25 protein-coding genes are annotated in these 21,589 nt (G+C 44.3%); all 25 read right to left on the bottom strand.

Annotation, left to right across the window (positions count from 1 at the left end):
• Window positions 1–2 precede the first annotated feature (2 nt).
• Window positions 3–734 (bottom strand): methyltransferase domain-containing protein, encoded by a 732-nt coding sequence (locus IT233_10380; protein ID MCC7303038.1) that lies wholly within the window; start codon window positions 732–734, stop codon window positions 3–5.
• Between the two features lie 11 nt (window positions 735–745).
• A complete protein-coding gene (locus IT233_10375) occupies window positions 746–1,579 on the bottom strand; it encodes a glycosyltransferase (GenBank protein ID MCC7303037.1) in 834 nt (277 codons plus the stop codon).
• Entirely contained in the window at window positions 1,579–2,547 is a 969-nt protein-coding gene (locus IT233_10370; GenBank protein ID MCC7303036.1) for a glycosyltransferase, read from the bottom strand. The genes IT233_10375 and IT233_10370 overlap by 1 nt, the downstream gene beginning before the upstream one ends.
• On the bottom strand, window positions 2,544–3,218 hold the full coding sequence (locus tag IT233_10365) for a class I SAM-dependent methyltransferase (GenBank protein MCC7303035.1): 675 nt from the start codon (window positions 3,216–3,218) through the stop codon (window positions 2,544–2,546). The genes IT233_10370 and IT233_10365 overlap by 4 nt, the downstream gene beginning before the upstream one ends.
• An 86-nt stretch (window positions 3,219–3,304) precedes the next feature.
• Window positions 3,305–4,474: a glycosyltransferase gene (locus IT233_10360; GenBank protein ID MCC7303034.1), complete on the bottom strand. Its 1,170-nt coding sequence runs from the start codon at window positions 4,472–4,474 to the stop codon at window positions 3,305–3,307.
• Window positions 4,453–5,343: an NAD-dependent epimerase/dehydratase family protein gene (locus IT233_10355; protein MCC7303033.1), complete on the bottom strand. Its 891-nt coding sequence runs from the start codon at window positions 5,341–5,343 to the stop codon at window positions 4,453–4,455. The genes IT233_10360 and IT233_10355 overlap by 22 nt, the downstream gene beginning before the upstream one ends.
• On the bottom strand, window positions 5,340–6,173 hold the full coding sequence (locus IT233_10350) for a class I SAM-dependent methyltransferase (protein ID MCC7303032.1): 834 nt from the start codon (window positions 6,171–6,173) through the stop codon (window positions 5,340–5,342). The genes IT233_10355 and IT233_10350 overlap by 4 nt, the downstream gene beginning before the upstream one ends.
• A 41-nt stretch (window positions 6,174–6,214) precedes the next feature.
• The gene (locus IT233_10345) at window positions 6,215–6,916 is read right to left on the bottom strand and encodes a class I SAM-dependent methyltransferase (protein ID MCC7303031.1); all 702 of its coding nucleotides are present in this window, start codon (window positions 6,914–6,916) and stop codon (window positions 6,215–6,217) included.
• A gap of 5 nt (window positions 6,917–6,921) precedes the next feature.
• Window positions 6,922–7,848 (bottom strand): glycosyltransferase, encoded by a 927-nt coding sequence (locus IT233_10340; GenBank protein MCC7303030.1) that lies wholly within the window; start codon window positions 7,846–7,848, stop codon window positions 6,922–6,924.
• Window positions 7,849–7,856: 8 nt separating this feature from the next.
• The gene (locus IT233_10335) at window positions 7,857–8,750 is read right to left on the bottom strand and encodes a hypothetical protein (GenBank protein ID MCC7303029.1); all 894 of its coding nucleotides are present in this window, start codon (window positions 8,748–8,750) and stop codon (window positions 7,857–7,859) included.
• 236 nt (window positions 8,751–8,986) lie between these two features.
• A complete protein-coding gene (locus IT233_10330) occupies window positions 8,987–9,727 on the bottom strand; it encodes an antibiotic acetyltransferase (protein ID MCC7303028.1) in 741 nt (246 codons plus the stop codon).
• 89 nt (window positions 9,728–9,816) lie between these two features.
• Window positions 9,817–10,644, bottom strand: coding sequence for a hypothetical protein (locus IT233_10325; GenBank protein MCC7303027.1), 828 nt, complete (start codon window positions 10,642–10,644; stop codon window positions 9,817–9,819).
• 23 nt (window positions 10,645–10,667) lie between these two features.
• Complete coding sequence (locus IT233_10320; protein MCC7303026.1) at window positions 10,668–11,294, bottom strand: PIG-L family deacetylase; 627 nt, start codon at window positions 11,292–11,294, stop codon at window positions 10,668–10,670.
• Window positions 11,295–11,303: 9 nt separating this feature from the next.
• Entirely contained in the window at window positions 11,304–12,215 is a 912-nt protein-coding gene (locus IT233_10315) for a class I SAM-dependent methyltransferase (GenBank protein MCC7303025.1), read from the bottom strand.
• Window positions 12,212–12,901: a WbqC family protein gene (locus tag IT233_10310; protein MCC7303024.1), complete on the bottom strand. Its 690-nt coding sequence runs from the start codon at window positions 12,899–12,901 to the stop codon at window positions 12,212–12,214. Before IT233_10310 ends, IT233_10315 begins: the two co-directional genes overlap by 4 nt.
• A complete protein-coding gene (locus IT233_10305; protein MCC7303023.1) occupies window positions 12,898–13,674 on the bottom strand; it encodes a hypothetical protein in 777 nt (258 codons plus the stop codon). The genes IT233_10310 and IT233_10305 overlap by 4 nt, the downstream gene beginning before the upstream one ends.
• 146 nt (window positions 13,675–13,820) lie before the next feature.
• Entirely contained in the window at window positions 13,821–14,504 is a 684-nt protein-coding gene (locus IT233_10300; protein ID MCC7303022.1) for an acylneuraminate cytidylyltransferase, read from the bottom strand.
• On the bottom strand, window positions 14,494–15,516 hold the full coding sequence (locus IT233_10295) for an N-acetylneuraminate synthase family protein (protein MCC7303021.1): 1,023 nt from the start codon (window positions 15,514–15,516) through the stop codon (window positions 14,494–14,496). The genes IT233_10300 and IT233_10295 overlap by 11 nt, the downstream gene beginning before the upstream one ends.
• 1 nt (window position 15,517) lies before the next feature.
• Entirely contained in the window at window positions 15,518–16,600 is a 1,083-nt protein-coding gene (locus tag IT233_10290; GenBank protein MCC7303020.1) for an SPASM domain-containing protein, read from the bottom strand.
• Window positions 16,600–17,247 carry a methionyl-tRNA formyltransferase gene (locus IT233_10285; GenBank protein ID MCC7303019.1) on the bottom strand — a complete coding sequence of 216 codons (648 nt, stop codon included), beginning with the start codon at window positions 17,245–17,247 and terminating at the stop codon, window positions 16,600–16,602. The genes IT233_10290 and IT233_10285 overlap by 1 nt, the downstream gene beginning before the upstream one ends.
• Before the next feature lie 5 nt (window positions 17,248–17,252).
• Entirely contained in the window at window positions 17,253–17,969 is a 717-nt protein-coding gene (locus tag IT233_10280; protein MCC7303018.1) for a nucleotidyltransferase family protein, read from the bottom strand.
• A complete protein-coding gene (locus IT233_10275) occupies window positions 17,962–18,939 on the bottom strand; it encodes an SDR family NAD(P)-dependent oxidoreductase (GenBank protein MCC7303017.1) in 978 nt (325 codons plus the stop codon). Before IT233_10275 ends, IT233_10280 begins: the two co-directional genes overlap by 8 nt.
• On the bottom strand, window positions 18,936–20,213 hold the full coding sequence (locus IT233_10270; GenBank protein MCC7303016.1) for an ABC transporter ATP-binding protein: 1,278 nt from the start codon (window positions 20,211–20,213) through the stop codon (window positions 18,936–18,938). The genes IT233_10275 and IT233_10270 overlap by 4 nt, the downstream gene beginning before the upstream one ends.
• On the bottom strand, window positions 20,210–21,058 hold the full coding sequence (locus IT233_10265; protein MCC7303015.1) for an ABC transporter permease: 849 nt from the start codon (window positions 21,056–21,058) through the stop codon (window positions 20,210–20,212). Before IT233_10265 ends, IT233_10270 begins: the two co-directional genes overlap by 4 nt.
• Window positions 21,058–21,555 carry a UpxY family transcription antiterminator gene (locus IT233_10260; GenBank protein ID MCC7303014.1) on the bottom strand — a complete coding sequence of 166 codons (498 nt, stop codon included), beginning with the start codon at window positions 21,553–21,555 and terminating at the stop codon, window positions 21,058–21,060. Before IT233_10260 ends, IT233_10265 begins: the two co-directional genes overlap by 1 nt.
• Window positions 21,556–21,589: the final 34 nt, after the last annotated feature.

The following is a 21,589-nucleotide window of genomic DNA, read 5'->3' as shown; positions in this document are numbered from 1 at the left end:
GATCATAATTTACGGGCAATAAGATGGAAACCAAAACAGGCCAATTCGTCACTTGAAGGGCTTGCAGATGCGCAGCGCTTAAGATAGGAAAGAAAGTACCTCTGCGCCCACTTCTCGATCAAACTCATTTTCGGAGCACCGTATGTTTTCGATGCCGTTTCAGCATATCGGACTTCCTGTGCTATCCATTCAAAATAATTACCATTAGGAACTAACTCCAGTATTTCGCATCCTAAAATCCGCATCCAGTGCTGATAATAATATTTGTTGAAGCCGGTGGTGAAATGAAACGGAGCAAAATGAGTAAGAGAACCAAATGGAGCCGTGATAATCAGCTGCCCGCCGGATCTCAACACACGCACCAATTCGGTAATTGCACGTCCTGGATCGGGCACATGTTCAAGAACTTCTGTACAAAGCACGGCATCGAACGTGGAATTTGGAACAGGAAGTGAGCAAATGTCAGATATGATATCTAACTGTGAGGTATCCCATTTTTCCGTCTGAATGCCTTTACCATCACCGCTGCCATCATATTCGGCGAAATCCTGTGAAGTATAATGTAAGTGGGAGCAAAACTTTTTAAATTGCTGTTCTCCTGCTCCGGCATCGAGCAATTTATAACCCGACGGGATATTCTTCAGTGTCCTTTCAATCCACTGGTGGCGGGAGAATTTATTACCAAGGCCCACATCTTTGTGATCCCCCACTACAATTTTCTTTATTCGATCCATGTTTAAAACTTCTATCGTGACAGTCTGGCGAATATTTTGTAATACCAGTACAGAAAAACATTGCCCTTCAACCTATGGCACTCCGCCATCCAACGGTATCTCCTTGTAATACGATCCATAAGAGTATTTCTGTTCTTCTCATCTGTAACAAGCTGCCGGTAAAGTATGCTCTTCAAAGAATCAATATACGTCTGATGGAATTCAGGCGATTGTTGGCTTAGGGTATTATCTTCGTGCTCAACCATTATGATCGTATGTTCAGGAACGGAGATAAAAATGGGTTTATATTGTAAAATGCGCATAATAAAATCAAAATCTTCGCCAAGCGACAACGCTTCATCAAAGCGGACTTTGTCTACTATTTCCCTCCGCACACATAATGCAGAGGGGTTACAAACCACATTTACAAAATGTGTTTCCGCGTCAGCCAACAAACCGGATTCCCGCGATGGTATTTCCTGGCGGATCTTATCGCCGCTCTTTTCCTTATTAAAAATGGCGTAAACACGAAGCAACTCCCCTCCTGTTTGTCGAATGACAGAATGCAAAACCTCAAGGTGATTCGGGGCGTACGTGTCATCTGAATCCAGAAAACATATGTATTGTCCGGTAGAAAGATCAATACCTTTGTTTCGTGCTGAACTCCTTTCCTTGTTTTCCTGCCAGTGATATTTTATCCTTGAATCCTCATAACGAAGCACAGTTTCGCGCGTATCGTCTGTTGAACCGTCATCTATTATCAGAAGCTCCCAGTCACCAAATGATTGCTGAAGTACGGATTCAATTGCCAATTTGAGTCTGACTGCGCGATTATATGTGGGAATGATGACGGTGAAGAAAGGCACTAAAAAAATGATTTAGCTATGAGATAAAAGTAACGTGGATCAATCAGTGTCAGTCTGCGAAGTTTCGTTGTTAATATTTCACGTCCCAATGATTTTTGCCCGGATTCAAAAACATCATAAACCAGTTTTTTCAGAAGCAGTTCTGTAAGCTTCTTGCTGTTCAGTTTTGGGCCTTGCAACCAATGCTTCATGGAATATCCATCAATCTTTCCTGCCTTCCGCATCACTTCCGCAATCTTCGCAGCGAGTTCCGACTCGCCCGTACAATGAGCCAGCACTTCCAGCGAGAGGCGCTTCTTTTCACTAAAAAATCCGGATTGCGCTCCGGTAGTTTTGCTTTTGTCATGTAGCCTGAAATTGACGATAACCGAAGAAACGCTAACGATTCGCTCTTTACCATGAGAGAAAAGGTATCTGCACCACAACTCGGCATCCATGACATATTGATATGCCTGATTCAGCGGAAAAAGTTCTCTCATTACATCTCCTTTGAACCATGTAGCGGGTTGATCAATATGGGCCCGCGCCAGCATCTCCTCCAGTGAAATCTCCACCGTGGTACTTCCAACAGGGTCACCATTCGATGGGGTATCTCCCCTAACAACCCTTTGCCTGAAGACAAACACATTCGCGTTCCGATTCTTCTGCCATGCCTCAGCAAGCATAGAGAGTGAATTCGGCTCCAGATAATCATCACTATTAATCCAGTTCACAATATCTCCAGTGGCGTGTTTCATTCCCTTATTAATAGCGTCCGACTGCCCGTTATCCTTCTCAGATACCCACCATTTCAACTGACTTGCGTACTTCCTGATAATGTCCACGGATCCATCCGTACTTCCTCCGTCCACGATAATATACTCCAGGCGGGGATAATTCTGATCCAGAACCGAACGTATTGTCTGTTCAAGATAGGGTGCCTGATTGAAGCTGGGAGTGACAATGGAGATCAGCGGAAGCGAATTCATTTCTTTATCCCTATATATATCTTCCGGAAGTTGGTTGCATGGGGCACTCCAGATAATTTGGGTGGAAAAAGGACAAAGAGCTGTTGCTCATCGGCCGGGAAATCTTTTTCATCCACCCAATGAACCTGAAAGCCTGCTTCTTCCATCCGCTTCACAATATCCTTTCCGTAGATTCTGACATGATCCGATTGTCCGAACCTCAGTCTTCTGGCTTCAGAATCTGTGACCGAAGCATCTTCGTCTGTATTTTCCGCATGGTCATCCTGGGGTACGGTCAACACACAATGTCCGCCTTTTTTCAGCACCCGGTGTATTTCCCTCAGAGCGGCCCGATCATCGGGAACATGTTCGAGGACATCCATGGCTATAAGTGCATCATAGGTTTCCTGGCTCACCTCACTTTGCATGGAAGTAATATCCAGAATCCGGTCAATACCGCTGTAACTGTATCCTTCAGCCAGCAAATCCGCAGTGGTATAGGTGCCAGATGCAGTTTTCAGAAAAGGGCGAAGCATTTCATCGGGTGCGAAGTGAAGCACGGTTTTGTCTTCTAGCAGTGTTTTCGCGTTGAAGCGGGGATGGACATCCAGCATCTGCTTAAACAAACGATGCCTCACCTGGGACCGGCATTTCAGGCAGACGGTATGTTCGTGCCAGCTGTCGCTCTGCATATGAAAATCTCTGTGATTACAAATGTTGCATTCCACATTCTTCCACCCTAATGCAAAGGCTAAATCCTTAAGGGATCTCCTTAAACTCACAACTTCGTCACGATTTCTAAAAAGTCGGTTGCAAAGCGCTTCCTACTATGTTCATACTGAAAATCATGCTTCGGAATGTTGCCTTTCAGCAATATCAGCAATGCCTCCGCGAGACCAGGAACAGAGCCGGCAGGAAAGTAAGAGGCTGCGCTTCCCAGTTGTTCCCGGTGAACAGGCAGATCAGAAGCGAGGACATGCTTATCCAGGGCTTTGGCATCTTCCACCACGGTGCTCCACCCTTCGAACAATGAAGGTTGAAGAATGAACAAGGCTCTTTTCATCAGCACGAGCTGGTTTTCTCTTGGGAGAAAGCCTAAGAATCGGATGTTTGCGGTCAGGCCAAGCTCCTTGACCCTTTGCTTCAGTGTGTCGGTATACCCCGGAAAGCGATAATCATGTTCATTGCCTGAAAAAAGAACCAGCAAATCCTTCTCTCCCCCCTTCACCAGTTCCGAAACCGCTTCAATCACGGAAATATGGTCCTTATGCTTCCAGAACTGATTGGGGGCATATACGAAAGGCTGAGTAATATTATATTTTTCAACTATTCTATTGGGATCCAATTGGCCAAGGGAAGGATGATACACGGCAAAATTCAAAACGTGTAATGATAATGTTCCTGGAGTATAGTAAGTAATAAAGTCGTTACGTGCTGCAATGGAACTAAACACGAGTGGGTGCTTTGAGACTATGTACTGACGAATAGTTTCCTCTCTGCGATTCAGTTCTTCCGCACTAAAAAACTCGGGCAATGCTTTGTGCTGAAGGTCAGGGATCCAGCAAATTCTACCCGGAATCGTATTAAAAAACTCCGGTTCAGGAGCCGGATAAACCCAATCGGAACTACCAGCATACCTGTTAATGAGCGTATCTCTGCGGATACTATTTCTATTGAGCAATAGTCGCGAAATGCGATTGATCACCCGTTCCCATGTTCTGTGCGTCTGATAAACGGTACTCTTAGGGATAAATTCAACCGGAAGGCGGTTATTCAACTCTCGCAGCATGTCCAATTCCTTTTCCTCACAACAAATCACCCTGATCTCAATGTTCTCAGGAATTTGAATCGTATGAACAGCCTTTATAAGATTTTGCAGATAATAGACTCCCCCTGTCCACCGGGGATTGTCTCTGAAATAAATAGCTACACGTTTGATTTTACCCATTTCAGGTATTTATGTAACCCGAGCTCGATCGTGGTTGCTGATTCGAACCCCCACTCTTTCAATAAAGTAATATCGGCTCTCCAGTTCATTGGATCTCCTTCCCTGACTTTACCATTAAATTCAAGGCGGTGACCCATTCCCATTTGCCGGAGAAAGATTTCGGCAGCTGCCCTGATCGTAACCTCTTCGCCGGTGGCCACATTGATTGCTTCCCCCTTCATGGGCGCTCGTGTGGCGATCAGATCGATGGCATGAACCAGGTCGTCAATAAAAATGAAATCCCGTGACTCTGCTCCCGTTCCTGCCAGGGTAACAACATTATTCTGCATGGCTTTGTGATAAAGATCCCAGAAAAGCTGCTTTCTTAAGCCCGGGCCATAGGCAGAGAATATTCTCAGGCTGCAGGCGGAGATGCCGTGTTTCGTCCAATAGTTTCTGAGCAGGCCTTCTGACTCCAGTTTATGGGCGCCGTAAGGACTCAAGGGATTCAACCGGGCGTTCTCTTTCACTGGCAGGGAATCCGGATTTCCGTATACTGCCGCACTAGAGAAATTAATGAACTTACACTTGAGGCCCGACAGTGCGATAGAATTAAGAATATTATCTACATTCAGCACATTGAGTTGCCTGTCTTTCTCCGGATCACTGAAGGACTGACCAACATTTGCAGCACCGGATGCGTTAATCACCAAATCCGGTCTCCTATCAGAGAACAGCCTATTATAATCAGCTGCCTTGCTGATTTCAAAGTGGTCTGTGGAACAATTATCAGGAACAATGTCGGCAGTGATTACAGAATGCTGAGCAGAAAAGTGTCTCAGGCATGCGCTGCCAATAAATCCACGTGAACCTATAATCAGAATTGTCATTCGGGCTTGATGGCAATAAATGTAACAAGGCGGCCGGGAACCGACCGTTCATCATTGGCAGGTCCGAGTTTGCCAATGGCTCTCCTTCTATACCAGTCATGAAGGCCTGGAACTCGTTGAAACACTCCCGCAAAGCGCTTCCGGAATAGCGTTTCCACGAAAGCCACCTGATCCAGCTCCTTTTTCCTGATATCCTCGCTGGTTAGCGGAGCGTAATTTATAACTGAATCGAAATGGCGAAGCATCTTTTGGATCTTAAGTCCGGCACTTTCGATAGCGTTTGTGTATTCCGTGAGCGTATAGGCATTCTCGCCCCCGTAATATTTATGGAGTGGGTGAGAATTCAGAAATAACTCCTTATCCTTATCATCATAGATCAGATGATCCCTGCACGTAAACAGGCAGCCGCCAGGTTTTAAAACGCGGGCACATTCGCTTACAAAACTCCGCAGGTTAGCCGCGTGATGCATTGCCTGCCGTACGTAAACGATATCCATACTATTGGACTCAAAAGGCATTTTTTCGCCTCCGGCCTCAAACACCTCCAGATTTACCATCTTACACTTTTCCTTAAGCCACCGGATCGCATTGGCCCCAACCGTGTGGCTTGGATCAGGCTCTACAGCGCAAACCCTGAATCCGGCCTTTGCAAAGGCATAACTGGCAATACCATTTCCGGCCCCGACATCTGCCAGCCTGGCGGCGGTTTTCAAAAAATTCAGCTCCCGGAGAATCCGGATTGTTTCTTTAAACTCATCGGAATCAAAAAAAGAAGATGCATTAGCAGTAATATCCTCAGAAAGGTACGCATCCTTAACCAGGGCAGACATTCCCGGGTCTTTACGAATTGATATGATAATTTCCTCCCAGGTCATTTAATACAGACAAACCACCTGCCAAACGAAATCGGGTCTTCCCACTTTGAGGCAATAGTATAAACCCTGCTAAAGCTGTTTCCAAACTTTTCCATCCACCATCCTTCAGAGTTATTGTAAAAACTTTGGATCGTTTTCATCCAACCTTCATTCTTTCCGCTTTTTGATACAGGTATCATATGAAATGACATGCCTTTTGTAACTCGTGCGCTTTCAGAGATAAATTTCACAATACCTTCCTCAGTAAAGTGCTCAAGAGAACCGATGGAATACGAATAATCAAACTCATCAGTACTATATGGCATCTTAGTAGCATCCGCGATTTTCAACCGACTGTCAGGAATTCCCTTTTCTCTCGCTTTTGCAATCAGCAAGTCAGATATATCAAACCCATATATTTCACATTGTGGGTTTTTTGACTCCAGAAGCTTGATTGTTCTACCAGTCCCACAGGCAATGTCTAAAATCTTACCGCGGCTGCAAGCCAAAAACATTTGAATTTCATTCCAGGTATTGTCTTTACCCCACTCCTCCAGCGCCTCAGCATATGTAACATCATAATACAGATCAAGGTCTTGTTGCTTAGGATCTCCGAGTTTTTGAACATGTATGGTTTTTGGCGCCTGCGTAGACTTCCTGAACATTCTGAATAATTGAATAATAACAGGCGGAGTGATCGCGCGAAAGATTTTTTTCATACTTTTTAGTGTCTTATTCTGAATTTATTTGTGATTCTCATCCAAATTGTCTCCTCTTTGGTATTACTATTTAACATTTTTCTAATAACACCCTTCATTTCATTAAAAAGAACTTCATTTTGGTCAACCACTTCAGGTAAATGCCTCACACGAATATTTTCAATGTTTTCAACCTCCTCGTTCTTCAAATGATGTGAATGTGTGCCCGACCTATCAAAGCCAATATTCGCAACAAGCGAACGAACAGGAAAAAGAGAGATCCCTTTATTTATAAAAACAGTCCACCACCATCGTATTGCCCAGGAATCCACTTTTTGAGTTTTTTTACTCATTGTCATCATTTCCGCAAAGGGATATGCACCTTCGAGATTGAAACTATTGCGTAATGACTCGTCAGTTTCTAATAAATCAGAATCCTTGCACTCATAATTGAATTGGTCCCAGGCTCTCTTCCATGTGCCCCATCCCCATGATGTACAATAAGGGGCAAAGAATGCCTCTACATTTTCGGGCCTCTTTTTAAGATTATATTGGTGCGCAGCGATCTGAAAAACATTCTTCTTGTCTGCATACATCTTTAAGGCCTCATTCATATACTGAAGGAAGTGAGGTGATGTCAGAAGATCATCCTCCAGTACAATAATTTTTCCATGCTCATTCACTACAAGTGTGACGCCCTTGATTACTGACTCCGCCAACCCCAAATTCTTGTCTCTCTCAACAATATGCACTTCTCCACACCATTTTTTAGATCTCACCAGATCACGCACCTCCCTGATTTTATCAAGGTCTTCGTTGCCGGCATCTTGTTTTGGACCGTCGCAGAAAACAAACAATTTAGACTGCTCTGCCAGTATATTACGCGACAGAGCATTCAACGTTTTCTCCGTATGCCAGGGACGGTTATAGACAAAAAGAACGATGGGAGCCAAAGAGGAATTCACCGGAGACCGAAAACTCTATATAAAATCTGTGCAAAACGATACCTCATCCAGGCTATTGTGCGGTGCTGACCAAGTGCTGCGGAAATACGCAAATATCTTTCCATCATCCAGCGGGCGTAATTTTTCACCATCTTCCCCTTCTCATCAAACGCATAATCGCAGGCTAAAAGGGTGAATTCATATTTTCCACTGGCCGGAAGAAAACTCAGATTACGGATGGCTTCAGGTTCATCCAGATTATTTTCATAATGTACATTTTTATGAGAATAGTCGTGATTCTGGTGATACAGCATAAAGACTCCACTCAGGTCCACCGTGCAGATTTTCCGCTTGCGGGCATTATAAATCATCCAGAGATCCCATCCGGGCCGACCTACAATCAGCGGAGGTATAGAACCTGATGGGTACAGCCCCTTAGGAAAAAGGAAATAATCAGAACCTGCGGGAGGATGCAATTGCATTGCCGGATTTCCGAGGTACTTATCCTGCCACCCCTCAGTAAATTGCCATTCCCCTTGAATGTTTTCGAAATCCCAACGTTGCCCTACTGCAAGAAAGTCGTTTTTTAATGCACTTAGCCTGTTCATAATAACATTAAGAAAGTCAGACGTAAGGACAATATCACAATTGATAAAGCAGCAATAGGAGTTCGCTGCATGCTTTGAAACAAACTGAAACATGTAATCAATTCTGGGAATGTTATTGACACATTCAGGAAATGGGTCTATTTTGATTCTGGGATCTATCATTGCAGGGTCAATGCCATGCGGCGATTGAAAAAGGATCACTTCCACAGCGGGGTGAAGAATCAACCAGCTTCGGATGGCATTTAGTTGGTTATTCCGTGTTTCCCCTTCAAATTTCTTAGCCGTTGTAAAGAAGGTGATCACAGCTTGATCAGGCTCTTGTTATAATAGATAACATCAAACTCCATCAGTTTTCCTTTTCGACGTATCGATGGTATAATGTCCAAATGAATGAATCTAACAGGCTGAACATCTTTCTTAATCAGAGCCACAGGTATCTCTAGCTACATTAAAAAAAAGTACGACTCGTGGTGTAAAAGGTGGGGAGACAAGGCGTCTGCAGACAGTAAAGCTATTCTGTTTTAGGAATAATCCAGTTCTTAAACCTTTCTATACTTTTTAATGAACTCGTCTACATTGAAAAAGGAGCGCTCTACTTCCTTTAGCTTTTCAAATTCCCAATCCCACCATTTCATGGAGAGAAGCTTTTCAATCACCTCTTCTGAAAATCGATATCCAACAATCCTTATTGGACATCCCACGGCTATGGCATAAGGAGGAATATCTTTCGACACAACAGCGCCGGCACCGATCACAGCACCATCCCCAATACTCACGCCATCTAGGAGGATCACATTCATGCCGATAAAAACATCGTTGCCAATAGAAATACTTTTCCTTTCCTCGATCTTATCCTCAACCGAAAAGGTGAATCGATTCTTCTTTTTTGAAGAATAAAACATTGGGTGTGTGGATATTCCGTTAGTAGGGTGAATACCCCAACCTGAAATCAAATTAGGCCCTAAGGAACAAAATTTGCCAATATGTGTTAGACTGATATATGAATTCTGCCCGATATAGGAGAATGCTCCCAATCGAGCGTTTGCTACATGGGAATCCGGATAGACAATACAATTTTCCGAAAGCTCTGAACTTGAAAGATGAACATTGCGGTAAATATAGGCTGTATTCCCAATTCTTGAATTCTCAACCTTCACATTTGATTCAAGAATCGTATTTTCTCCAAGCCTGGATCCATTCAAACTAACATTAGAACCGAAGGTACTATTCTGCCCCACTGTACTATTTACAACACTCAATTTGGCTTCGAATCTGATCATCTTCCCTTTAAATTTAATAGAGTTAGACAGTCTATTATACAGTCTTAAGAGAAAACCAGGAGTGATCTTTATCAGTGTTGAATTCATGTTCAGAATAAGCTGTTAAAATCTACTTTTGGAAAAACATCCACATATGAATCAGGATTAGCATTCGCATTATAAATATTTTGTTTAAAACTATTCAGGTATTTGTACTTTTTAAAAATATAGGCGTGTCTTCGCATTTGATATTCAGCATCAGCATAGCCCAGCCGATCCGTACTTGGCTTCACTTTATGTTGCGTTTGCGTATCGAAGAAATAATTTAAGGGTCCATTGAACCAATCATGATCAAAACCCAGCAAATATATTTTTCGGAAGCCACAATAGACAGCCAATGTGAGCGCCAATTCAGAAACAGACCAGATGTTTGGTATTCTTCCAAATTCTATAGGAGTAGAAAAATCCTCATTCCATGGCACATACTCCACCCAATGGCACTTCCTACCGGTAAAAATGGCATTTTGCTCTATTTTTTCCTTATCGCCCCAATGCAATACCACCTGAGCAGCACCCAGGTTTTTATCCATATCACTTAACCAGTCAAGGAATTTATGTTCCTCGTAAACACGACCATGGCTTGCAAACACGCTGGGAAGCACATGGTATCTCGGCTTAATGTAAGAAAAATGCTCATGCACATAGGTATTGCTTACGCTAATAACCGCTTTGCCAATCAATTTTCGGAGATCCTGCTGCCTGATAGACGGTCCGGCTCCAAGAATGAAACAATCTTCATCCTGATGGATACCGGAAAGCAGGGTTCCCTTTTTGTTTAATTCCCGGATATGAGAAGTATCCTCCTGCGAAACAACGGCATGCCCTCCCGCACTCAGGAACCCGGAAATCCCGGGAGGCAGGAGCCATTTTTTTATCAAAAGCTTAATGTTTCGCGCAGCCACTATTCAATCCATTTAACAACTTCAAAAACCTCGGCTAAAGGCACTCCGATTCGTTGTCCTGCATTCTCTGCTTCGTTTCTGAAAAAGCTTACCCACTTCTTATTGACTCTACCTAACTCTGACTCATGAGCCAATATTGAACTTTCCTTCTTCTCCCAGTGTTCAGTGATATCGATATAATAATTCCCATTGAATACTTTCCCAGAATGATACCAGTTGCTCCTATACATTAGTATTCTCTTCACATGGCGGCAAGCATGTAAGGATGCGTGTGCAAGGCTAATATGATCGTGATGTACATCGCCTGTCCAGTGCATATAAACCCTGTCTATTTTACGCTCTTCCACGATTCGAAGAATTTGCACATTCAGGGGCTCGGCAAACTCAAGTTCCAGGGTATTAAATGTGCCGCAAATCAGCTCAACCCCCAGTATCCTCATTGCCTCCTGCCCTTCCTTCAAGGCTATTTCATTAGGACGGATCACCTTATTGTCTGCGTTTTTATAACCGGATAGTGTAGCTACATATGCGATTACTGTGTCTCCGTTTGCAACGTGCCGTGCCAGTGCACCACCGCAGCCTAATTCAATGTCATCAAAGTGAGCACCGATTGCCAGAATATTCATGTTATCAAGTTAAGGATTGTAGTTAAATACCACCGATACCAGATCTGTTTCCTTGTTTCGGATCAGGTCGCGGTTATAGGATGCTATAGTTTCCGGAGAAAGTAATCGCGTGAACCGGCTGAAATCGTGGGGTTTCCTGTTCTTCAACCAGGAAAGGTGATTGTCCAGAGACCAGACCTGTTGGTAATTGAATTCTTTCACTGCTAAATGATGGCGCTTCCCCAGTGTCTTCAGCGATTCTTCTGTGAATGTGTAACAATGCTGCATCATGTAAGTGAACTTCCGGAATTCTTCCAATTCAAGCCAGGAAACAAGTGGGTTATTCTTATTAGGAACATTGAAAACCACACGCCCACCTGGTCTGACTTTAAGTATTAATTCTTCGAGGAATTGGTCAGGGAAACGGACGTGCTCGAGCACACCGAAAGCCGTAACAAGATCATATTGTTGTCCCGCAGGCAGATCTCCGAAGGTTTCAAAAAACTCAGGAGTGATAGTGTCCCAATGTTTGTATTCCCGTAGAAATGTCAGATTCGACTCCGATCTTTCCACGCCGTGGTAGAGGAAATTCTCTCCTGTACTTGCCAGAAATTTAATGAACCCTCCGGTACCACATCCCACTTCCAGAACAGCTTCTGTATTTTCGAGCAATGCTTTATAATACCCCTCGTAATTATTGTATAGTCTGAGGGCGGCGTCCTGCATATCCTTCAGCGAATTCGATTTAAAATGCCGGACAGACTGACTTTCATAATAATTACGATAATAGACATCTTCCTCCTCATCAGTAAACATGGGATACAGATACTGGAGGCCACAGGTTCTGCATTCTTTTACGATGGCCTCCGGATTATCAAACACCCCATGCATGTATTCGAAAATATCTTTCGAAGAGCAAATGGGACAAGTCTCAAATTTCATATTGATCTGATAATAGCCGAGGATTTTTCAATTCCGCAGTTGAAAAGAATATCAATAGAAGAAAGGAAAGGGATAAAATCTCCATTGATCTGGGGATAAACCGGATGAGTGAATTGTTGAATAAGTAGTTTGATTCCGGCCTGGTCGAACAATTCAGGCCGGAGGTAATCCTTTGCTCCCACTCCCGACAGATACTCGTCGGCCCCTACCTTCGACAATAGATCTATCAAGAGCTCATTCTTTGCACCTTCCGGAGAAAGGGAGCTTGAAAGAACCGTACTAATTCTGACATCAAACATTTCCATCAGCATTTCAATCGATAAGATATTAAATTCTACCAATCGCTCGCAAGGTGTTGAGTACAATTTTTCTATCCGCGGAAATATCTCATTGAACCAAGCAGACTGGCGATAATCCTGGCGAATCAGATTGAGATTATCCGATCTCCAATCTGTGGTGTCCGAAAGTAATACTTCATTGATCGGTGTTTTCTGCGGGCATTTTTTAACAGAAACTGTCAGCCAGCGCTCTCCATGCGCCGATTTGATCTTATCCCGATGGTGCCAGCTCTTACTATTAGACAAGAATTGCACATGATCAAAGACAATCCACTGATCAGCATGGAGAAGCCGGTGGAAAAATCCAATGTAAGGCATAAAATCCGGCTGATGTATCACAGCTCTCATGCGAACTCTCTGATCCTGTTGATGATATTTCCGGCACCGTAATGACGGAACGAATCCAGTCCTTTCCGGCTATAGTGAGCAAGATTCAATGACCCGAATTTTTCAGGCTGAAGATCATAATTCAGGCGATCGCCCAAAACCACTCCCATCCCTTGATCGGCAATAAACCTTGCATTCATCTTCTCATGTTCCTCCGTAGCAATCATACATACAGGCAACCCGGTGCTAACCATTTCGAACGGTGTAATTCCTCCCGCACAAACAGCAAGGTCGCAATCCGGAAACTCCTTATATAGTAATTCCGGTGAACGCACCACCTCTATACCCTTCTCTCCTGCAGGGAACATCCGAGTTTCCGTTCCAGCTCCAAGAACTACCTTAAGTGCATATACACCCTGCAGTTGCTCCGCCACTTTCCATGTTATAGAATGCGTGTCTGTACCACCAAACATCACCAACACTTTTCTGATTTCCTTCCGCTCCCTTCGGAATTCGCGCAATGCGGGATCCAGCACAAAAAATTCCATGCCTTGAAACACCTTCGATCTTGCCTTGCACAAACCATAAAAACAAGGCATGATACTAAATACCAAATCAGGATATTCTTCGTCCCGGGCTACAAGATCCAATCCCACCACAAAAACCCCGGCATTTCTAAGTTCGCGGATATGATTACCGGAGAACCGAAGCCGGTCTTCAATCCAAACTTTGATCCCCAACTTCCCGGCCATATCCTTTCTCCACCCGGGCCGGTCAATATCCTCTTCAACCATGAATGGTATTCCCGAGTTTTCAATTCTTTGAATCAACCGGTCCTCACGATTCATAAATAGCATCACCTTTTCTCCCCCTTCGATAAGCTCCCGGGCTACGATGAGCGAACGAAAAAAATGGCCGTATCCCACGACCCCTGAAGCCTCTAGGCAGACCCCAAACATATTTTTAAAAGCGGAAGAATGCTTCCCCCAGGATCTGTATCATGTTTTACCAGACTTTGCACATTCTTGAGATCCTTCATGGTATCCACCGTTAATCTCACATCCGGAAAATTCTTTTCCGGATCCATCGCAAATAGTCCGATTCTGAATTCACCCGGGTGTTGCAAAATATATTCGTTCACGTGTTCAAAATGATCCGGCCTATCCGCCTTCTGAAGGGATTGGGTTAATGCCCTTAAGGAAAACACTTCAGCACCCGATCCAAGAGGAAGCAACCCATGTGAACTTATGTAGTCGCAATTCTGTTCATTGAACATTTGCATCAATCTGTTCAGTTCCGGTATATCAACAAAAGGATTATCCCCGGTAAGCCGGATGACAGGATCAAAACCAAACTGTCGGGCACATGTGACGTATCGATCCAAAACATTTTGCTCATTTCCCCTGAAAACCGGGATTCCTTCAGCGATAGCCCATTCCGCCAACACGTCATCCGATTCGTTGGAGGTTGTTGCCAAAACGATCAGCAGTGATGATCCTGCATTTTTGAATCTTCGCAAGATATATCCTGGTAAATTGGTACCTCCGATCTGCATCATTGATTTTCCCGGGAGACGCGAGGAGCCCATGCGTGCCTGAAGAATAATACCCGGATTATTGCTCAATATCAGACGGAGTTAAAAGGTGATCCGCCGGGAGTTCGCATGAACACCTTTTTCCGATCACGTTTTCAAACATTACAGGGGGTATTCCGGTCCCCGGCCTTAATATATCCAGGTTTTCCCTGCTAAAAAAATCTCCCTTGTTCATCGGCTTTATCACCACCAATGATTTCCGGTTGTTTTGCCTGTTCATGATCTCGGGTCCGAACGGCTGTTTCACATCAACTCCTTTCATCAAGGGCAGAAGCTTTAAAGAATCTACGAGGTACTTCATTTCCTCCGGAGTTGAAGACAGCATGTGATCCGGTCCATCCGCCATTTTATCCAGGGTAAAATGCCGTTCCAGAACCCGAGCTCCTTTCGCCGCCGCGAATAAAGAAGCTAACGGTGTTACTGTATGATCCGAGAATCCGACAGGATGTTGAGGAAATTCCCTGATCAGTGCTGGTATCACCTCCAGGTTCACGTTTCGCGGATGGGTAGGATAGCCGCTGACAGTGTGAAATACAACGATTTGATCATTACCTTCCTCTTTAATTGCATTTACGGCCGCCCTTACCTCCTCAAGCGTACACATACCCGTAGAGAGCAAAACGGGTTTTCCGGTTCGCGCCACATATTTTAAAAGAGGAATATTTGTTGCATCATCGGCTCCGATCTTATGAGCCGGCGCATTGAGTCGTTCCAGCATATCCACATCCGTGAAATGAGAAGGGGTGGAAAGATAGTCTACTCCCTTACCGGCAATATATTGAAATATCTTCCGATGGATGTCCTCCGATATTTCGTATTTTTTAAAGTAATCCCGTTGCCGAATTTTCCCTGTATTTTCCATGTCGAACATGGCAGTCGACATACAGATCCGTTCTGCTGTGAACGTCTGGATCTTGATGCAATCCACACCTGACGCAACTGCAGCATCAATGAGAAGAGCCGCTTCTCTGAAGGTGATAAAATTACCGCCGATCTCTGCGATCACGTATACTCCATCCTTTATCTTTTCGAAAAGCTTCATCTTATGAAATGCCATTTTTACCAATAATCTGGGAGCCGTTCAGATAATTCTTAATTGTAAATGTACGTCCGCTTACCTTCGCTGTTTCCGTCTCATCAATCACACGGGGCAAATAACACTTCTTGCACACGGGGATCTCCTTGAATCCCTCATTTTTCGCATGCAGGCTTCGCATCCTGCTGAGTTTTTCGCCATGCCATATTTCATATATGGTATGCTTATTTGCATCACCGATCACTTCCGTATTTTCTTCATCATTTGAACACATCATTACCAGGCCGTCGGCCCCAACCACCAGCCTCTGGTAATGTTGAGGGCAGGTAAAATTATTAATGTAGGGCGGGTTCTCCTCCCGGTGAAGAAAATCAATCAGCGGGTTAAAGGCAATCAAATCGGAATAGGGTGCGAACGTGTCGTAATAAAGCTGAGGGTTCTCTCTGATTGCCGGCCATATACCCTGCACTTTAATTACCGGTTTCTTCAGTCCACGTTCCTCCTTGTACTTCTTAATGAACTTAAGACTTTCCAGTATTTCATTGAAAGTGATCGGTTTCCTGATCCTGTTGTAAGTATCTCCCACCCCGTCAACTGATACGGTGATCCAGTCTATACCTGCATCAATTACCCCGGGGGTGAATTCCGGGCTGAACTTGTTCCCGGAAGTGAGGCTGGATACCTCTTTAATTCCCTTGTCTTTAGCATATTTAATACAATCAATAAATCGCTTGTGTAAGAAGGACTCACCTCTGAGACTCAGACGCAGAGCGCTTATCTTTCCGGCGGTTTCATCAATAAGTTTAGTGTAAAGCTCCCAGTCCATCAGCTTCGCATTCACCTTTTTCCTGAATTCAGGAGTGATGGTATAACACATGGGGCACCTCAGGTTGCAAACGGAAGCAAGTTCCAGATCAAGGAGCAATGGATAGTCCGACACATATAAAGAAGCCGGATATTCAGACCATTTTCTCCTGTAATCTGCGTATTCTTCCTCCCATCCCAAACCACGCAAACGTTCAAATGCTTGCAGGCGCTGTTCCGTATCCATTTCATAATTTCCTTTATTGATGGGGGTATGTCTTTCCATTAATCCTGCTTGTAAATCTTTAATAAGTACTTTATACCACCTCTCATAAAATACACAGGATGGTTCTCGTTATCAGCTATTCGGAAATGATTGAATTGATCCGCAATTGAAGCATCCAGTATTAACTGATCGTCTTTTTCGGTTCTGCGAGGATAAACCGAAGAATTTCCCTCTTGTTTTTCTCGATTGAAATTAGGATAAATACTTAAAAAACGAATCAAGAGTCGTATTGTGACATCAAATTGTATCTGGCGTATTTCATCTAACAATTCGTGACCTTTCAGCTTAATACTATCTCTTAAGATAATATCTCCTGAATCTAATTCAGGAGCCATTTCAATTAAACATACCGGTATTTCATTTTTACCTGCTAACACCTGATACTGAACGGGTGAAAAACCTTTCCCTTCAGGGAGTGCACTTTCATGAATCAGGAGGATCAGCGCATTGCTTGTAATAAATGAGTCGGGTAGTATCCTGGTATATCCGAGAACAAAAACAATTTCGTATGACTTAACAATTTCAGGATTTGTAAACAACTGTAAATCGAAACCCGTGGGAAGCATCTCCTCTAAAAAACATTCCTCCCATTTTCTTTTTATCCACGTATTACTCTGGTCGAATAATACTGCAATTTTAACTGGCATTGTTCTTATGTTGTTTTTAACAGAAGTTTCCTGGATTCGGCAAAAGTTTCGATCGCCTTTTCATAATCATCCGGGCGTCCAATATCCAGCCAGATCCCATTATGGGGCAACACGTTCACGATTTTTCCAGCCTTTAGAAAATCAAGCATCAACTGATCGAAGCCGAATGCCGAACCGGCCGGTATAAAATCAAGCGCCTTCCTGTTCACAGCATAAACACCCATACTGACCTGGAAGCTCACCGAGGGTTTTTCCCGGAATCCGCTTAATGCGCCTTCACCATCCACGTCTAACACCCCGTAATCCGAAACCTGATTACGTTGGTATGAGGAAATGGAAAAAATTTCTCCGGATGATCTGTGGCGATCAAGAAAGGAAGAAAAGGAAAGATCCGTCATTACATCACCATTCATCACAAGAAAATCCTCCGGAAGATCCTCAATGCGCTTAAGCGGCCCCATAGTTCCCAGGGGCTTATCCTCCAGCGAATAGTCAATCTTCACTCCCCATTTTGCTCCGTCTTTAAAGAAGGCTTCTATCAACTCTGCCTGGTGATTCACTGCAAGGGTGATGTGACCAAAACCGTTTTCTGCTAACTGACGTATCACCAATTCAAGAATGGGAAAATCCCCGATCGGCATCAGTGGTTTTGGGAAGACGATAGTATACGGTCTCAAACGGGTTCCCTTCCCACCCGCAAGAATTACAGCGCGTTCAGACATTGTATAAGTGTGCTTTATATTTAGCCAGGTTTTCTTTAAGTGAAAACCAGGTTATCGTCTTGAGTAATCCCTGCTCCAGGGTAACGGCAGGAGAAAAAGAAGTCAGTTCCTTCAGCAGGGAATTATCACACCATAACCGATAGACTTCAGATCCTTTGGGACGCAGCCGGCTTTCATCTTGTTTGTATTTGACTTTCTTTCCCGTCAGTTTACTAATCATGTCAATGAGATCAGCCACAGAGACTTCTGTATTTGTACCGATATTTACCACCTTCCCCGCCGCACCTTCGCATTCGGCCAGAGCGAGAAAACCACGACAAGTGTCCTCCACAAAAGTGAAATCTCTCGTAGGTGTGATATCACCCACTGAAATCTCCTCATAATTGTTGAGCACCTGTGAAATGATTGTAGGAATGATGGCTCGAGCAGACTGTCTCGGCCCGTAGGTATTGAAAGGACGCACGAGGGTAAGCGGCAATCCAAAAGAATGGTGAAAACTCATTGCGATTGCATCTGCTCCAATTTTGCTGGCGCTATAGGGTGATTGAGGCTGGAGGGGATGCTTTTCATCAATGGGTACGTACTTGGCGGTTCCATATACCTCGCTTGTGGAAGTCACCAGGATACGCCGGCAATTGTTTTCAAGTGCTGCCTTGCACATGTTCATCGTCCCGGCAACATTGGTATCAATATAACTGGCCGGCGAATGATAAGAATAAGGTATGGCGATCAGGGCCGCCAGATGAAAAACGAGGTCCTGCCCTTTTACCAGATCTTTGCAAAAATGGGGATCGCGAATATCGCCTGAGACCACCTTTAATCGCGGATGATGCGGAATATCCTCCAGCCACCCCCAGAAATTAAACGAGTTGTAATAAGATAAGGCGGTGACTTCGTGTCCCTCGCTGAGCATTAGCTCCGTAAGATGTGACCCGATGAAACCGTCCGCACCTGTGATCAGCACTTTCATTGTTCGATCCATTTAGTTTCCCATGGCAATTGAGTAGACAGGATGGCGTTCTTCCTTTCATAGCCCAGCTTTAAAAAAATACCCGCTGAATCTTTCAAATCAAAAAGCAGATCATCCACCACGGAATAAATCTGCCGCTGAGCTGTTAGCCCAACCCTGATCGTGTAAAGCCCAGAATTGAGAATCATTGACGGAACCTTAATTGTGCTTTCATAAACACCCGGGATCCGGAGCTTCAGCGATTCCGGATTCAGTTCCGCTTCATTCGAGGCAAGTACAGGTTCGGTACTATCCGCTCTTGCAATAGAAAATCCGGCTGCAAGTCCTGTTATCGGGGCATTAACTTTAAACCGCACAAACACTTTGAATTCACCTGCGATATCAAAATAACCAGAAGCGCCAGGTTCTAGCCGGACTTCGAGGATCTGAGCCTCCTTGCCCGGCTGCTCAGCTGCTTTGAAAACAGGCCTGTCCTGCAGACTGGATTTTCCAATATAGCGATCAATAACCTCTGAGACACCTCCCAAATAATCCACCTCTCCGTTTTTCAGCAATAAGCCCGTATTACACAAGTTCCGTACAGCAGTCAGATTATGACTTACGAAAAGAACCGTACGTCCTTCCTGTGATACTTTTTTCATTTTACCCAGACATTTGGTCTGGAACTCGAAATCGCCCACGGCCAGCACCTCATCTACTACAAGGATCTCCGGCTCCAGGTGAGCGGCCACGGCGAAGGCAAGCCGCACGTACATTCCAGAAGAATAGCGTTTAACCGGCGTATCAATATATCTCGTTACTCCGCTGAAATCCACGATTTCATCAAATTTTGAGCGAATTTCCGCTCTGGTCATTCCAAGAATAGCACCATTAAGAAAGACATTTTCACGCCCGGTGAGTTCCGGATGAAATCCTGTTCCAACCTCCAGCAGGCTCGCAATTCTTCCCTTCACTCTAATTCTTCCTGTGGTGGGAGATGTTGTTCTGGAGAGGATCTTAAGGAGCGTTGATTTCCCGGCACCATTTTTTCCGACGATTCCCAGCACATCACCTTGCTTTACTTCAAAATTAATATCCCGAAGCGCCCATACCAGGCCGGATTTTCCTTTGACTGTGCGATCGTTCACTTCTCCGATTTTGCTGTTCGGATCTTCTTCTCCACGAACGCGGGCCCACCATGAACTGACGTCGCGGGTAAAGGTACCCGTACCCAGCACGCCTAAACGATATTGCTTTGAAATGCTCTCTACTTGTATGACAGTTGGCCTATTCATACTGTATCCATGAAGGACTTTTCAACTTTATTGAATACAAGCAAGCCGGCAATAAGTATTCCTGAAGCGAAGCATGCACTATATGCTAATGCGGCAAAACTAAAAAAACCCTTTCCAAGGAAGATATATTTGAACGCTTCGAGAACAGATGCAATAGGATTCAGTAACAGCACCGAAGAAGCTTCCTCTCCGGCAACAGAAAGCGGATACACCACAGGTGAAAGATACATCAGCAACTGTACACCGAAGCCCACAAGAAATGCCAGATCACGATAACGGGTAGTTAAAGATGAAATAAGAATGCCTGCTCCCATCCCCATCACACCAAGAATCAGAATCAAAACGGGGATCAGCCAAAGCAACTGATAGTGTGGAGTGATGTTCCCGTCTCTGAAGAGATAATACAACCAAATAATAGTAAAAACCAATGTTTGTATAGACAACTTCACGAGATTTGAAATCACAACAGAAAGGGGCATGATAATCCTCGGAAAGTATACCTTGCCAAAGACATTGGCGTTGGCAATAAAGGTGCCCGAAGTTTTCACAAGACAATCAGCGAAGTATGACCACCACGTAATGCCAGCAAGATAAAATAGTATGGAGGGAACGCCATCGGTGGGAATATTTGCAATCCGGCTGAAAATAATCACAAATGTGAGCGAAGTGATTACCGGTTGAAGCACAATCCATAAGGGACCTAAAATAGTTTGCTTGTAGTTTGCCACGAAATCCCTGCGAACCAGCAATCCAACAAGGTCGCGGTATCGCCAAACTTCGCGTATGGGGAGGACCATCCATCCGGAACGAGGACTTATTTCTATATCCCAGGCACTCTTTCCCATTATTTTCTTGCCGGTTTCAGTGCTCCGATCGGAGCTTTGATACGGATGTTCTTTTTCATTCCATCGAAAGATACATAAGCATACCCCTTGCCAATGATCTGATCGATCTCTGCGGGAAGATTCCGGAACTGACCCAGGTTGAGTATCGCCTTATCGCCGGGAAGGAATTCGGTTTCTTCACACTCAAGATCGTAACCATGAGTGACAAAAAATTTCAGCGCATCTATCTCCCTATCAGTGACCACTGATGGCTTTCCCTCAAAGGAGAGGTAATTAATCACACCTGGGATGTACCTTGGCTTGTCGAACTCTTGCGAAAGCAGTTTTACAAAAGCATAGCCCGTGAATAAGGGTTCTTCAATCTTTTTTCGCCGATCGCTCCATTGCCTCACACGACTAACAAGCGGAACATACGCTTCAAGACCTGCTTGTGTCAGGCGTTCCATCACTTTCTTCTCATGACGGACATTTACATACAATACATACCACTTTTTCACGGCTTCGCCACCTCAGTCACATGGGCTGAGTATT

Source organism: Bacteroidia bacterium, from assembly GCA_020852255.1.
GTDB lineage: Bacteria > Bacteroidota > Bacteroidia > JADZBD01 > JADZBD01 > JADZBD01.
The sequence above is the reverse complement of the archived record's forward strand: the minus strand, read 5'-3'. Positions and strand labels throughout refer to the sequence as shown.